Source organism: Vibrio sp. B172a (assembly GCF_030248355.1).
GTDB lineage: Bacteria > Pseudomonadota > Gammaproteobacteria > Enterobacterales > Vibrionaceae > Vibrio > Vibrio owensii.
This window is the reverse complement of record NZ_JAHGAC010000035.1, coordinates 289965-304809: the sequence shown is the minus strand read 5'-3', so window position 1 is coordinate 304809 and position 14845 is coordinate 289965. Positions and strand designations below refer to the sequence as shown.

At 40.1% G+C, this 14845-nt stretch carries 20 protein-coding genes and 1 pseudogene; 20 read left to right on the top strand and 1 reads right to left on the bottom strand.

Annotated features, from left to right (window positions below; genetic code table 11):
- Positions 1-40 precede the first annotated feature (40 nt).
- From KIT90_RS25915 to KIT90_RS25740, 20 genes and pseudogenes are all read left to right on the top strand, one after another.
- Positions 41-931 carry a hypothetical protein gene (locus KIT90_RS25915; protein ID WP_285379421.1) on the top strand — a complete coding sequence of 297 codons (891 nt, stop codon included), beginning with the start codon at positions 41-43 and terminating at the stop codon, positions 929-931.
- 153 nt (positions 932-1084) lie between these two features.
- Positions 1085-1528, top strand: a pseudogene (locus KIT90_RS25905) (N-acetyltransferase family protein); the annotation flags it as partial.
- Between the two features lie 183 nt (positions 1529-1711).
- The gene (locus KIT90_RS25895; RefSeq protein ID WP_285379418.1) at positions 1712-3022 is read left to right on the top strand and encodes a hypothetical protein; all 1311 of its coding nucleotides are present in this window, start codon (positions 1712-1714) and stop codon (positions 3020-3022) included.
- Positions 3023-3165: 143 nt separating this feature from the next.
- Entirely contained in the window at positions 3166-3501 is a 336-nt protein-coding gene (locus tag KIT90_RS25885; RefSeq protein ID WP_010648852.1) for an energy transducer TonB, read from the top strand.
- 143 nt (positions 3502-3644) lie between these two features.
- Positions 3645-4178: a cysteine hydrolase family protein gene (locus KIT90_RS25875; RefSeq protein WP_005535745.1), complete on the top strand. Its 534-nt coding sequence runs from the start codon at positions 3645-3647 to the stop codon at positions 4176-4178.
- Positions 4179-4863: 685 nt separating this feature from the next.
- On the top strand, positions 4864-5373 hold the full coding sequence (locus KIT90_RS25865; RefSeq protein WP_017634602.1) for a DUF4303 domain-containing protein: 510 nt from the start codon (positions 4864-4866) through the stop codon (positions 5371-5373).
- Between the two features lie 153 nt (positions 5374-5526).
- Positions 5527-5931, top strand: coding sequence for a hypothetical protein (locus tag KIT90_RS25855; RefSeq protein WP_065274605.1), 405 nt, complete (start codon positions 5527-5529; stop codon positions 5929-5931).
- Between the two features lie 143 nt (positions 5932-6074).
- Entirely contained in the window at positions 6075-6491 is a 417-nt protein-coding gene (locus tag KIT90_RS25845; protein ID WP_029790017.1) for a GNAT family N-acetyltransferase, read from the top strand.
- A 147-nt stretch (positions 6492-6638) separates the two neighbouring features.
- On the top strand, positions 6639-7073 hold the full coding sequence (locus KIT90_RS25840; protein ID WP_074050619.1) for a GNAT family N-acetyltransferase: 435 nt from the start codon (positions 6639-6641) through the stop codon (positions 7071-7073).
- A 145-nt stretch (positions 7074-7218) separates the two neighbouring features.
- On the top strand, positions 7219-7629 hold the full coding sequence (locus KIT90_RS25835; RefSeq protein ID WP_031847708.1) for a hydrolase: 411 nt from the start codon (positions 7219-7221) through the stop codon (positions 7627-7629).
- 673 nt (positions 7630-8302) lie between these two features.
- Positions 8303-8605, top strand: coding sequence for a hypothetical protein (locus KIT90_RS25820; protein ID WP_081235098.1), 303 nt, complete (start codon positions 8303-8305; stop codon positions 8603-8605).
- Between the two features lie 194 nt (positions 8606-8799).
- Complete coding sequence (locus KIT90_RS25815) at positions 8800-9078, top strand: hypothetical protein (protein ID WP_140366015.1); 279 nt, start codon at positions 8800-8802, stop codon at positions 9076-9078.
- Positions 9079-9178: 100 nt separating this feature from the next.
- A complete protein-coding gene (locus KIT90_RS25810) occupies positions 9179-9658 on the top strand; it encodes a hypothetical protein (protein WP_285379412.1) in 480 nt (159 codons plus the stop codon).
- Positions 9659-10341: 683 nt separating this feature from the next.
- Entirely contained in the window at positions 10342-10683 is a 342-nt protein-coding gene (locus tag KIT90_RS25795) for a hypothetical protein (protein WP_074534684.1), read from the top strand.
- A 147-nt stretch (positions 10684-10830) separates the two neighbouring features.
- Positions 10831-11325, top strand: a complete 495-nt coding sequence (locus KIT90_RS25785) for a DUF695 domain-containing protein (protein ID WP_285379410.1) — start codon at positions 10831-10833, stop codon at positions 11323-11325.
- A gap of 134 nt (positions 11326-11459) precedes the next feature.
- On the top strand, positions 11460-11873 hold the full coding sequence (locus KIT90_RS25775) for a hypothetical protein (protein WP_008081713.1): 414 nt from the start codon (positions 11460-11462) through the stop codon (positions 11871-11873).
- 146 nt (positions 11874-12019) lie between these two features.
- Positions 12020-12880 (top strand): hypothetical protein, encoded by an 861-nt coding sequence (locus KIT90_RS25765; RefSeq protein WP_187992883.1) that lies wholly within the window; start codon positions 12020-12022, stop codon positions 12878-12880.
- A gap of 198 nt (positions 12881-13078) precedes the next feature.
- Entirely contained in the window at positions 13079-13336 is a 258-nt protein-coding gene (locus KIT90_RS25755) for a type II toxin-antitoxin system Phd/YefM family antitoxin (RefSeq protein WP_005448240.1), read from the top strand.
- Positions 13324-13626 (top strand): type II toxin-antitoxin system RelE/ParE family toxin, encoded by a 303-nt coding sequence (locus KIT90_RS25750; protein ID WP_025796191.1) that lies wholly within the window; start codon positions 13324-13326, stop codon positions 13624-13626. Before KIT90_RS25755 ends, KIT90_RS25750 begins: the two co-directional genes overlap by 13 nt.
- Before the next feature lie 160 nt (positions 13627-13786).
- A complete protein-coding gene (locus tag KIT90_RS25740) occupies positions 13787-14191 on the top strand; it encodes a hypothetical protein (protein ID WP_005494818.1) in 405 nt (134 codons plus the stop codon).
- A 206-nt stretch (positions 14192-14397) separates the two neighbouring features.
- Here the strand turns inward: KIT90_RS25740 and KIT90_RS25730 are convergent, their stop codons facing one another.
- Positions 14398-14700, bottom strand: coding sequence for a hypothetical protein (locus tag KIT90_RS25730; protein ID WP_285379485.1), 303 nt, complete (start codon positions 14698-14700; stop codon positions 14398-14400).
- Positions 14701-14845 lie beyond the last annotated feature (145 nt).

Genomic DNA, 14845 nt, shown 5'->3' with positions numbered 1-14845 from the left:
TCGTAGTATTATCGCCGACTTTAACTTTAAATGTAATTTTATGAATTTTAAGACTATTTTAGCTACATTGGTAGCGTTATCATTATTGATCCCATCGACAGCAATGCTAATAAATGACTACGTTCAAGTTTCATTTATTAAAAACAATATTGAGTTGTTAGAAACTATTCAAAAGTACGAGTTCGCTATTCTTGTAGGATTACTTGGAATTGTATGGATAATTTCGTTTCATAATTATAGAAAATACTCTAGTTTCAAGTTGCATGATTTAGCTGGTATTCTTGGTGTATTTTTATCTGCACTTTCATTATCAGCTATTACTTTTTATCAAGAACAGATATTTGTTCTGTCTTTTGCTTTGTCGGGTGCGCTTTGTGCTTACTGTGCCAGTGTTCCTGTGTTTCACTGGTTTAAAGATAGGCTTAATGAGTCAAAGTTTGAAGTTACGTTCCTATCGTTTGTATTTGGAGCTGTAATTCTCTATGTATTAGATGGTTATTCTGGGATCATGATAAATCAGGTATTTGGTGTAAATGAGGGGTATTTTAGTTTCACAAAACCAGTTTCAATGCTCTTACTTCTATCACCTTGGCTCGCTTTGGGTACCTTTTTAGCAATTATATGCATTACAGTAAGTCAGAAAGGTTCAACTGGCGTAGACACGTTTTACTCCATAAACAAGTTGTCCGCCTGTTATGTTGTCTTAATATTGTCTATGGCTTTTGGTAGCCGAATGGGAACAACTCTTGAGCTTGTTGCTGGAAAGTTTGACTTCGATTCTATATCTCCATGTCAAGTAAATGAGTCCGTGACTGGGGTTATAGTACTAGATCCGGCACACACAAAGGCTTTAGTCAAATCCGAAACTGAAAACGTTCATAAATACAGTGTGATCGATTGTATTCTTAAAATACAAGTACCTACTGAGTAGGTTCGAAACACATAACAAACTGTTTAAGAGTGATTCGCAACGCGTGGCATTTTTGCTATGCGTTGCGTTTTGTGATTAAGGTGGCATGCGGGAGCTTCGGTATTGCGTTGCTCACACCTTAACAGGGCGTTATGTGCTTTGGTGGAAAAGAATATGGAAATCACAATCAGGCGTATCGAAACAGAAAGCGTTGAGGACAAAGGTATATTCGAGGCTTTGTTTAGAGAGTACCTATCTGAACTTTCAGTTGAGCTAGATCTCGCAGTAATTGCTCAGCTATTTTCATTGCCTTATTTCCACGGATTTATCAGTTTTGTCGACAATAAGCCTGCTGGTTTTGCAGTTTGCTTTGAATCGTTCTCAACTTATCGTGCGCAAAGAGTGATGAATATCCATGATTTTATGGTGTCGGACAACTTTCGTGGTAAAGGTGTTGGCAAGGCACAACTGAATGGTATCGAACAGTATTGTCGTGATAATGATTACCTCAAAATCACATTAGAGGTCGGTGATGATAATGTTGCAGCTAAAAAACTCTATAGCTCATTAGACTACGAAGATTACAGAGTAGTTTTGACAGGGCAGCAACATTGGCAAAGTACCTCAATTAGCACGCACATAACAAACTGTTCAAGAGGGATTCGCAACGCGTGGCATTTTCACTATGCGTTGGTTTTAGTGATTAAGGTGGTTTGCAGAGGCATCGGTATTGCGTTGCTCACCCCTTAACAGGGCGTTAGCTGTGTTATTAGCTTGGTAATAAATAGGTAAATTGTAAAAATGGAAGAATTTTCATTAGAAAAAATCTCAGAATCAATTCATTATGGTAAAAGCAAGTCATACTTCAATGAAGTTTTGTCTTCATATCACAATGGAAACTACCGCTCTTCGGTTGTAATGCTTTGGTCAGTTGCGGTGTGCGATATTGTTTACAAGCTTCAGAGTCTTATTGATCTGTACGATGATGGTTCAGCTAAAGAGATTCTGAGAGATTTAACTGCTATTCAAGAAGCTGATCCAAAGTCAGCTTCGTGGGAAGTAAAATTAGTAGACGATGTTTTCTCAAAAACAAATTTATTAGATTCGGCAGAGTATGAAAACTTAAGATACTTACAAAAACAGCGTCACTTGTCTGCTCATCCAGTCCTAAATGCTAATCGAGAGTTACACTCTCCAAACAAAGAAACAGTTCGTTCATTGATCAGAAATACACTAGAAGATCTATTAATTAAGCCTCCGTTTTATACGCAGCATATATTAAAAGAAATCTTGTCTGATATTTCTGAATCGTCTTCAGTTTTGATTGATAGGAAAAAAGTTAAAAAGTATCTAGAAAGTCGTTACTTGAGTCGAACTACAGAAAAAGTTGAATTAAATCTATTCCGGTCGTTTTGGAAGCTTGTGTTTAAGCTAGAAAATGAAGAATGCGATAAAAACCGAAAGATCAATTTGTATGCACTAGAAACATTAGCTAGTAGAAATGTTGCTTCATTATCAGATTGTATATCTGGTGACCGAGATTACTTTAGTAATATTGCTTCTTCAGGTAAGCCATTACTATTTTTAGTCTACTTTCTTTCGAAAAATTCGAATTTATATCCATTATTGAGTGAAGACGCGCAGCTTAAAATCAAGCACTGTATTGAAAATGAAAGCATGGGTAAAACCATCGGGTGGTTTATCAAGGATAGCTTAAGCCAGCATGCTGATGATATTTTGCAATGGATTTTGAGTACAGAGCACCCAAACTTCACACAAGAGCAATTTGATTTATTAATGGTTATCAGTGATTCAGAAGAGTGGCAGGAAAAGGTTTGTAATATTTTGGCGTCATATTACGGTGCTAGTTATAGTTACGATCAAGCGGATTCTCGATTCCAGTTATCAATAGCGCCATATATTGATTTGTTTAATAAAGATGCAATAACTTACTTGGCACAAAAGATCGAATCTAATAGTCAATGCCATGATCGTGGTAGATCGCGAGGGGACTACGTAATAATCAAGAAACGTATAGACGAACTGTTTGGTGACACTTTCGATTATTCAGAATATACATGGTTCAGTCGTAAAATAGACCACGAGAGTTAACACAGCTAACAATCTGTTTAAGAGTGATTCGCAACGCGTGGCATTTTTGCTATGCGTTGCGTTTTGTGTTTATGGTGGTATGCAGAGGCATCGGTATTGCGTTGCTCACACCTTAACAGGGCGTTATGTGTCAGAGAGAGATTATGAGATTTTTGCAATTATTTATCTTGATCTTAGTAGTAGGGTGTTCAAGTTCTGTAGAAAACACTTACTCATCGGAATATTTAGATCTGGAGCCAATAGAGTTTGTATCGCCGAGATACCCTAAAGTTGCAGTAGAGAATAACCTGTCAGGGTATGTGGTCATGACGTTTAACATTACTAAAAATGGAGATGTGGCTGATATTGTTGTAATCGATTCCACCCCAAAGGGGATCTTTGAAAAGGTAGCTGTACAAGCGTTGTCCAAATGGAAATATGAGCCACTTGAAGATGTTGAGCTTATTGCTCAAAAACAAAAATTAGTCTTTAAAATCTAACACATAACAAATTGTTTAAGAGTGATTCGGCACGCGTGGCATTTTTACCATGCGTTAGGTTTAGGGTTTAAGGTGGTATGCGGAGGCTACGGTATTGCGTGCCTCACACCTTAACAAGGCGTTAGCCCTATCAGAGGAAAACAATGAAATCTGCAGTATTAGTTATTGATGTTCAGTCGATTCTGTTCGACCCGGAACCTCAACCATTTGAGTCACAAATCGTACTCACCAAAATTAATGAAGTTACGAAATTGGCGCGTGCTAAGTCTGTCCCAGTTATCTTTGTTCAGCACGAGCAACCTAAATCTGTTATTGAATACGAAAGCGCTGGTTGGGCATTGCAGTCGAGCTTAATTACACAAACTGGTGACCATTTCGTTCGCAAAACAACACCAGACTCTTTCTTGAATACTAATCTTCAAAGTGTTTTGAATGAACTCGATGTAGATAGCTTAATTGTGTGTGGCTACGCCTCAGAGTTTTGCGTTGATACCACCATTCGCAGAGCTGCAGGTTTAGGCTACCCCGTAACTTTGGTTTCGGATGCTCACACAACTCATGATAAGGAGCACGCCAGTGGGGCTCAAATTCGAGAGCACCACAATGCCACGTTACCTAGCATTTCTAGTTTCGGTGTTAAAATCGAAGCGGTAGAGGCGTGCAACCTTTGGGCATAGGGCTAACAAGCAATTTAAGAGTGATTCAGCACGCTTGGCATTTTTAGTTTGGTTTAAGTTTGGTGATTACGGTGGTTAAATTGAGTGTCGTGGTTGCGCGCTTCACACCTTAATTGGGCGTTAGTACGGGTTTTACATCAAAGGTCATAAGTTTTGGTGTTTATCTGTTTTGGCGCTCGTCTTTACACCTTTTCGTTTGTACCTTTCACGCTCTTTCCGGTGGCACTATATGCGGAGTGTTCGCTTTGATTTCACCGTTTACGGTTTCTAACTCTTAGCCTATTTCTTTGGTGCTTCTTCATTTTTGTGGTGGCTTTTGAGAGAACCTTGGTGACTTTTGGTGTTGCTGTTGAAGTACGAGGAATGAATCCTTTCCTAATTTTAAGCCAGTAAAAGTAGGGCAGTTCAGTTCGTTTTTCTTCTAGCCAACTTTCTCCTCTTAACCGAGTTTAAGTTTTGTAGCTGCCCGTCTCACTTCAGTGTTCAAAGTCTTTCATATCATCTCAATTTTCAATATCTTGGGGCGCATAAATAGAAGTAGCGCATGTACTAACAAATTGCTTAAGAGTGATTCGTAACGCGTGGCATTTTTACTTTGCGGTGGCTTATGTGATTAAGGCGCCGTGCGGTAGCTTTTGTATTGCGTTACTCACACCTTAGCAAGGCGTTATACATTTGGAGCAATATGAAACTTATACAACTAGAAAATATGCTCTACAAGGCGACCAAATCAATAATAGTAAGGTTGTCGTCTGAGTTTAAGCAGCATCACTTCTATTACGTAGCTTTGGTCACAACTGGAGAGGGGCATCGACCTATATTTTCGGCTTGGTCTGACGAGCTGTTGCAAACCGAAGCTTCATCCTCTGAAGACCAAGAAGAAATAAAATGGTCATATGCAGACTCACCGTTGTTTGGTTTCTGCGATGAATACTTCTCAGATGTTGAACTACTTTTGGACAATGTGAGTGCTGAATGTGGTTTTAGTGAAGAGACTACGGCAGTTCTTTTATCTGCGATGGAGTCGACTCTTAAGCGCTTGGATATTGAAGGTTACTTAGATAGCTTAAATTGTCGAAATAAACTTTATATCAACGCAGAAATCATGCCGCCAGACGAGACAAACGTTGAACGAGCATATAGGTTAAATCCGCGTGAGTCCTTAGATAGTTGGCTTCGAGAGGCGGCGGAATAAATGTATAACAAATTGTTCAAGAGTGATTCGGCACGCGTGGCATTTTTACTATGCGTTGGTTTTAGTGGTTAAGGTGTTATGCGGGAGCTTCGGTATTGCGCGCCTCACACCTTAACAAGGCGTTAGGTTTTTATTCATTTAGAAGGAGAAAACATGTCAGAAAATAATGTAGGTAATAGCAAATCCATATCGGAACTCGAAAGTTCTTTGGGTGTTATAACAGATATGGCGGTCAAGATGTCATCAATAGCTGAAAAAGGACCTTCAAACCTTTTAATGACTCTAGGTTCAACGATAGTTATATTTGCACTTGCTCTTAAGATTGAGTTTGCAGGATTAAAACTTACAAGTATGACACCGATTGAATTTGTATTTACATTGATTACAGGTTGGTTACTTTTAGGAGGTGCCTCATTGATGAAGTACCTTCAATACAGGGATGCGTACAATATGAAAAAATTAGTATGGGAAGGAAGTCAAAAGCAATTAGAAATAGCGACAGAACAACATAAAACTTTAAGTGAAGTGGCGTCAACAAATAACGATATTGTCCTATAAAAACCTAACAATCTGTTTAAGAGTGATTCGCAACGCTTGGCATTTTTACTATGCGTTGCGTTTAGTGTTTAAGGTGGTATGCGGTAGCTTCGGTATTGCGTTGCTCACACCTTAACAGGGCGTTAGCCATACAAGGAATAACTATGAAAATTGAGCTAGATTCGAACCCGAAAATTAGCGACATTGAGGAAATCCGCTCACATCTTAGAAAATACAATGATGAGCACCTCGAAGGCGTAGTTGAGCAACCAGTAGCAATCTATGTTTACAACGATGAACAAGACAAAATAGCAGGTATTACCGCAGAAATTTGGGGTAATTGGCTCCATGTTAAGTTGTTGTGGGTCGCAGAGTCGTTGCGTGGAAGCAACATGGGAACACATCTACTCAAGCAACTTGAAGAACATGCCGCGTCACAAGGTTGCCAATATGCACAGGTCGAGACATTCAGCTTTCAAGCTCGTCCATTTTATGAAAAGAATGGCTATTCGTGCCAAATGACGTTAGAAAACTACCCAGTATCTACAGCCGTACATTACTTGGTCAAAAAATTGCGGTGAGAGTATGGCTAACAAAGCGTTCAAGACGGATTCACAACGCTTGGCATTTTCGGTTTGCTTTGAATTTAGTGTTTACGGCACAATGATTTAGGTTTGGTGGTTGTCGTTGTTCACCACTTAACGCGGCGTTATGTGCTTAGAGGGAAAATGGCATTGATTAGAGAAATGGATATCTCGGATTACTCTCAAGTTATTGAGCTTTGGTCTGAAACAGAAGCTATGTTGCTGCGTGATGCAGACTCTAGAGAAAACATAGGTAAGTACTTAGAACGTAACCCCAATCTCAGCTTTGTCGCTGTAGATGGTGGCACTATTCTAGGTGCAATTTTAGTGGGTACAGATGGTCGTCGAGGCTACGTACAACATTTGGCTGTAAACGCGAATTGTCGAGGCAAAGGCATTGGTGCCAAACTCATATCCTCAGCGGTCGATGCATTATCGAACATTGGTATAGCTAAAACTCACTTATTTGTTGCCAATGAAAACCTGAATGCTCAATATTTCTATGAAAAACTAGGTTGGTTTCCACGTGATGAAGTACGTATGTTTTCTTTTAACTCGTCTTGCAGTGGTAATGTTTAGTACGCACATAACAAAGCATTTAAGAGTGATTCCCAACGCTTGGAATTTTTAGTTCAAGGTTGGGTTTCGTGTTTTCGGCGCAACGGTTTAGGTTCGTGGTAGCGTTGCTCACACCTTAATGCGGCGTTATGTGCTTTGGGAGAAAATGGAAATGGATATTCCCGACAGATTTAAAAATGTAAGATACGTTTCATCCCGCATACCGGGTTGCAAAGATGATTCAGACTTAACGCTTGGAGCTAACTGCCAGGTCTTTGCTTATAACCTGCTCAGAGACTTCGGTCTAAATCCACCTAACTACCGTTCTAGTGAATTGTGGGATGACTCGGAGTTTAGTGAGGTGGTCACTGAGTTTAAGCCGCTAGATATCATGATGTACAACGACTCTACTGATTCATACGGAGCACACGTTGGGGTGTATGTCGGTAATGGACTTGTCTACCACCTTTCTTTATCCAATGGCGTACCCATGTTTGAGCGCCATTTAGACTTACTTCAACAAAGTAAGTATCAGTTTTTTATTGGCGCTAAGCGCATAAAACAGTTTGGTGCATAACGTAAGCACGCACATAACAAACTGTTCAAGAGGGATTCGCAACGCGTGGCATTTTCACTATGCGTTGGTTTTAGTGTTTAAGGTGGTATGCGGTGGCATCGGTATTGCTTTGCTCACCCCTTAACAGGGCGTTATGTGAACAAAACTGAGATTGATGTCGAGTTTATGAAAATATGATGCTCGACAGTTTCTGAACTGGAACAAATACTACTTCAAATCATAAACTTGGAGCGTCAGCATTGTGAGGTTTGTTTTAGTTGCACTAACACTGAACCATTTCATTTACTTATATTTCGAGTACTTTATCGACGGTGTAATGAGTAACCCTAGCGGAGCAGGCCAAGCTCCTGGGTATGGGATGGTTTACTCATTGTTGATCTTTCCTTTCCAGCTTTTTCTAGAACTAGTATTAATTGTCGCTTTGCTATACCAAACTTTAGTAGTTCGTCATTGGAAAGGGGGCATCTGGTACTGGTCTCCTTTTTTATTAACGTTGTTTCTGATCCTAGATATTGGATACTGAGTTTGCATGTTCACATAACAAATTGTTCAAGAGGGATTCGCAACGCGTGGCATTTTTACTATGCGTTGGTGTTAGTGATTAGGGGGTATGCGGCAACTTCGGTATTGCGTTGCTCACCCCTTAACAAGGCGTTATGTTTTCGGAGGGAATATGAGCAGCTATAAGAAGCTATTTGAGTGTGTGAGACCAGACTTTATTTGTAGTCTCATAGCGACTCGAACCGAAGAACAAGGAGTTCTGAAGCTTAATCTTCGAAGTCAAAACGAAAATGTTGAACTCTATGGGTTTGAAGATTTGGCTGATTCAGTTAGTGACTTATTATCTTCTGAACGTGTAACAATCTCAGAAGAACTAGGTACTTATAAAGAGTTTGGCACAATACGAATTGAGTGTTGGGTAAACGAAAGTTACTCAGAGTATTGGTGTGATCGCGCGAATGTAGAACAAACATAACAAATTGCTTAAGAGTGATTCGCAACGCGTGGCATTTTTACCATGCGTCGGTTTTTGTGTTTAAGGTGGTCTGCAGAGGCTTGGGCATTGCGTAGCTCACACCTTAGCAAAGCGTTATGTGCCAGCGAAAGTCTTGAAGTATTCGAGTTTATCCCCATATCTAATGTGGTTTTAGTTGCATAATAGGTGACTCTATGGCGAATATTTATAGGACAGTTTCTCACGTAGACGGTTACAACGGTTTAGCTCAGTATGAAATAAGAGGTAATCAAATCTATCGAACGGTATCGCACGTTGATGGATACTCAGGTCTTGCTCAATATGAAATTAGGGGAGACCAAATCTATCGAACAGTATCTCATGTCGAGGGTTACAATGGTTTAGCTCAGTATGAGATCAGAGGAAATCAAATTTATAGAACGGTCTCTCATGTGCGTGGTTACAATGGTTTGGCACAATACGAAATTCGTTAAATCAGGCACATAACAATCTGTTTAAGAGTGATTCGCAACGCTTGGCATTTTTGCTATGCGTTGCGTTTAGTGTTTTAGGTGGTATGCGGGAGCTTCGGTATTGCGTCGCTCACACCTTAACAGGGCGTTAGCTTTCTGGGGAAAAATAATGAGGATCAGGCAAATTAAGGCTTACCGAGTAACATCAATTATTTCTTTGCTGTTAGGCATTATCGCACTACAGGAAATATATATAAGCGAAAACCTATTAATTATTGGTTTTGCTGCCGGTGTGCTTGGTACCTTCTTGCTAGGTAGTGCTGGGCTTTTTACGGTATTTCGATTTGTGTCTGCGTTTTTGAAGGAATCAAGTTTAAGCCTTTCTAGTCGTGTTCTAGGGTGTACTTATTCGGTACTACCAGTTTTACTTTGGTACTTATGCAACGTTAAGTTCATATTGGTGCCTTCGGTGAATGCTAAAGATCTTTCAACCTTCTTTATTCCATCGGCTTTGGCTGTGTTAAATGGAGTTATAGGGGTAATCTTATTCTTTGGAGTCGTTGAAATGAACAATAAACTTCTGGGGAAAGCATCAAGCTAACAAACTGTTCAAGAGGGATTCGCAACGCGTGGCATTTTTACTATGCGTTGGTTTAAGTGATTAAGGTGGTGTGCGGCGGCTTCAGTATGGCGTTGCTCACCCCTTAACAGGGCGTTAGGCTATTGAGGAGAATTTGAGCTTGAAAACAGTTTGCGTAGCTCTAAGTATGTTGCTTGTTTCATCGCCTGTATATTCAGCAGTCTTTCCGGATTTTCAGGGGCATTATGAGCGGTATAACAATGATCAATTGGATACTGACACTGCCTTTATTGACTTGACTAAGGTGGGTTCGAACACATACGAACTATCTGGTACATCAGTTTGGGTAGGTGACTCTTCTTCTGGCCTTGTAAATTTTGGAGAAATCGACGGAGTTGTAACGTTAAAAGGTAATCAAATAGACTATGACGTTGACGGCTGTACTCTCCAAGTTTTGTTAGATCAAGATACCCTCGTAGTTAGCAAAGACAACGGTTGTGGCGGGCTAAATGTCACCTTCAATGGGACGTACGTGAGAATCTCAGAGGGTCAATAGCCTAACAAACTGTTCAAGAGGGATTCGCAACGCGTGGCATTTTCACTATGCGTTGGTTTTAGTGTTTAAGGCGGTATGCGGCGGCTCTTGTATTGCGTTGCTCACCCCTTAACAGGGCGTTATATTTAATATAAGTAAGGAGTACTTGGTGTTTATTAAGCGAGCATGGAACGGCGAAATAGCAGTCTGGCAATCCGTCGTATTGGTAAGTATTGTTGGTTATATTCTTACGTTTGCAGTGGTTACAGCTATTAATATGGCTTTACTGCAGATGAAGTTAGTTGGTTGGATTGATAGCTACTCTATAGTTTTCATGAAAATTTCAATGTCTATATTCTTCTTAACATTTGGTATTTTTGCCACTAGATCTTTATGGAGATCTGCGAATAACCCTAAAGCAAAAATCGGGCATGCAATAGCTCGATTTTGGGCGATTTGTTTAGGCTTGTATATCGCCGGGCTCATAATGAGATGGTTATCGATTGTGTAATATCAAATATAACAAACTGTTTAAGAGTGATTCGCAACGCGTGGCATTTTTACTATGCGTTAGTTTTAGTGTTTAAGGTGGTATGCGGCGGCATCGGCATTGTGTTGCTCACACCTTAACAGAGCGTTATGTTCTAGGAGGAGTTTCATGTTCGGGAAAATATTTGGCAGTACTAAAGATAAAGCACTGAAAGAAAACGAAGTCCGGATAGTTCTTCCTGAAGAATCTTATACTTTACTTGAGTGGAAAAAAGATGATTTACCATGCGTTGGCATGTTGAACTCTGGACTCATTGGTTTTGAGCATCGCGAAATTTTTGGCTGGCATCTTTCTGTAATAATTGATTTTGATGACTTAGCCGAGCATGGAATGCCTTCGGAAGATGAGCAAGCTATCGTTGACCCATTTTGTGATCAATTGGACGAAGAGATTAAAGCGGGTGGTAACGCGCTCTTTCTTGTGAGAGAAACATGGAATAACACTCGTCGCGTAGTATGGCGAGTATATGACCCTGAAGTTGCGCATCAACATCTTCAGTACATAGTTGACCATTATCGTTATCCGCGACAATTTGATTGGCACATGGAACAAGACCTAGAGTGGGAGCAAGCTGATTGGTACTTCAAGCAGTTACGAACATAACAAACTGTTTAAGAGTGATTCGCAACGCGTGGCATTTTTGCTATGCGTTGCGTCTAGTGATTAAGGTGGCATGCGGGAGCATCGGTATTGCGTTGCTCACACCTTAACAGGGCGTTATGCGTTTCAGAGGTAATATGGAATATCTTCACTTAAAAAAAGATGCTTCACATATTCCCGCACTTCAGGTTGGGAAGTTTCGCTGCATAATTGTGGCTGAGGAAGCAGTAGCTGAAAGTTGGCAATCGAAATTGAGTTCTTGGCTAGTCGAGGGTGGTTGCTTATATGCTTTAGCTTGGGGTGTTAATGCCAGTTCTTGGGATACATCTATAGATATAGCTAATATCACTTACGTCGGAGATAGCGATTTGAATGATGCAAATTTGGTTGTAACAACTTGGCACGATGATGAGCCGCTGTCAGAAGTCTTTTGGTTTGCAAAACATTTAGCATTACATCCTTACTATGAACTTAGAGATACTGTAGTTGTTCATATCTCTAGCGGTGAGCCTCGCAAACAAGAGTTCGTCGAACTTTTAAAAAACGCATAACAAATTGTTCAAGAGTGATTCGCAACGCGTGGCATTTTTACTATGCGTTGTGTTTTGTGTTTAAGGTGGCATGCGGAAGCTTCGGTATTGCGTTGCTCACACCTTAACAAGGCGTTAGCACTATTCTCTAGCTATGGAGTAATTTAATGACCAGAGTCGGTATTTATGGCTATGAATGTACGAAAATATATGAGTTTTACGGGTGTAGAATAGTCCCGTTATACAGTCAGTTCACCCAAGTTAAGAAGTTAGCATCGGATCAGAATTGTTATCATTTAACGGCATTCTTAGAAATATCTGACGAGTGCCCGTATGAATTAAAGTCTTTAGTCTTTAATTTAGAAGCCGTACTGTCTTTTATCGACCACAAGGACGTTATAATCACAAATCAGTTACGAAGTAATGAAACTTATGACTGTTTAGATGATGACTTCCCCAAAGAAGTGCAGGGGCACTTTAGGCAAAATGGCGGTGGTTGTGTAATCATGAACGATGCATTTAGTGAAAATTCACGTGAAGTTTTCATACGCAAATCTTTAGATGTTCTGTTATCTGAAACTACACCGGTAAACACAGCTTTCAGAGGTGCCTTTTTTAGGTGTATTGAGGTCTTTAGAGGGCGTGGCAGTTTTATTGATGTATCGTATTATCTGCTGTTTTCGGGACTTGAATCATTTTGCCGAGCAATTCTAGATGACTATAAATCTAAAAATTGTGCGACACCGATAACTAGAGTGTTGGTTGGTTACGGCTTTGATGTAAAGCAGGAAAATCTCGACTCCCACCATAAATCAGTAATGACATATGTCCATTTACGAAACGCCTTGTTTCATAATGGACAGCTTGAAAAAACTACTAAAAATGGCGACACCTTCAAGTTAACAGACTATTTTTCGCCTTTGTGTAGGCTCTTGCCATTGGTATTAATCAAGTTCATTGAGTTTGATGATGGTTATCTGAACTGGAATTGTTGGTTAGATCGTCAGCCATTTAAAGAGCGTAAGTAAATAGTGCTAACAAACAATTTAAGAGTGATTCAGCACGCTTGGCATTTTTCGTTTGGGTTGAGTTTAGTGTTTACGGTGGTCTAGCTAAGTGTAATGGTCGCGTGCTTCACACCTTAATTGGGCGTTAGCCGTCATGGAGCTTGCTATACTCAAAGTGATAGAATAGTATCACTTTAGTATTCCTTTGGGGCAGCTCTCATGAAAGTAGAACTAGTTACATCACTTAAACGTCAAGCAACTAAGATCCTCGCCGATCTCCATGACACTAAAGAACCCGTGTTAATTACTGAGCATGGTAAGCCATCTGCGTATCTCGTTGATGTTGATGACTATGAATTTATGCAAAACCGTTTAGCTATTCTTGAGGGTATTGCAAGAGGTGAGCGTGCGCTAGCTGACGGTAAAGTGGTAAGTCACGATGAAGCCAAGGACAAAATGTCAAAATGGCTGAAGTAATCTGGACTGAACCAGCGTTATCTGACCTCAATGATATCGCTGAATATATCGCACTTGAAAATATCGTAGCTGCAAAGCAGTTAGTACAAACGATCTTCTCCAAAGTCGAACGCCTACAAACTTTCCCGGAGTCAGGTCGTATTCCACCTGAACTAGAACATTTAAGTTATCGTGAAGTTGTCGTTAATCCATGTCGCGTTTTCTATAAACAAGACGGTGACAAAGTGTTTATTCTGTTTGTTATGCGTGCAGAGAGAGATTTACGTAAGTTCTTGTTGAGTAAGCAGTAACCTTTGGGAATGAGCGGCTAACAAACTGTTTAAGAGTGATTCGCAACGCGTGGCATTTTTGCTATGCGTTGGTTTTAGTGTTTAAGGTGGTATGCGGCGACTTCGGTATTGCGTTGCTCACACCTTAACAGGGCGTTAGCCCTCAGGAGAAAATATAAAATTGTTTGAAAATCATTTAAAAAGAACAAAGTTTTTGCTGTTTTTGCAGGGTATATCTGTTGCAGTTACTCTGTTTCTACTATTTACCTTGCTTGCCCAAGTAAATCAATTGAGCTCTTCGAGTCTTTTTCTCACATTTGCAATTGTTTTAGTGATGCTAAGCTTGAACTTGTCTAGTTTTTACGGGTTGTTAAAAAAGAAGCTTTGGGTATTTAAGTTAATGATCGTTCTTTATTTAATTCAGATGATAGGCATAGAAACACCTAACTTTTCCTTAGCCTTTTCTTTTGGAGTTGAAGTACCGATAAGTGTGAATGTTAATGAAGTAACAGTTTCTCTAAACTTACTGGCAATCTTGGTGGTTTGGTTGTCGTATACAAGTCTTAACCTTTTGAAAAAGGGCTAACAAATTGTTCAAGAGTGATTCGGCACGCGTGGCATTTTTACTATGCGTTGGTTTTAGTGGTTAAGGTGGTATGCGGAGGCTTCGGTATTGCGTGCCTCACACCTTAACAAGGCGTTAGTCGCCAGAAAAAGCTAGCAATCAAAATCATGTTTCTGAGCTTAAAATTTAGCAGCAGTTTGTTTGGAACACAGATTCATCGTCGATCATTAGAACTTAGTTTTAGCTGTTTTGAGTCCAAAATTTTGCAAGTGTCCTAGCGATTGGTTTGTTCTTTGGTGCTGACAGAGCAGGGCAATCGAGAGTTTGTTTTTGGTTGCAACTCCGCTCGGTGAGTTTGTTGGTACAAAAGCCGATTTACTCGCTGAAATGACGTTTTCTCTGGTGTGGTAAGTTCCACGTGGTTTCAGTGACTTTGTTGAAAGTTCGCACTGTGAGATTGGCTTTCCAAAAGCGCTTTTTGGTGTTGTCCGTCCGTTTTCTGCGGCGCTGTTTTTTCTAAGTGGTTTCATTGAGTAGCCGCTTTGAGACTGCGCCTGACTTAAATGCATCAAAGCACATAAAATTTGTTGTTTGCAAAATTTAGTTCGGCTTAAAATTGTCGCTCGGTGCCTCGCGACTAACAAACTGCTCAAGAGGGATTCGCAACGCGTGGCA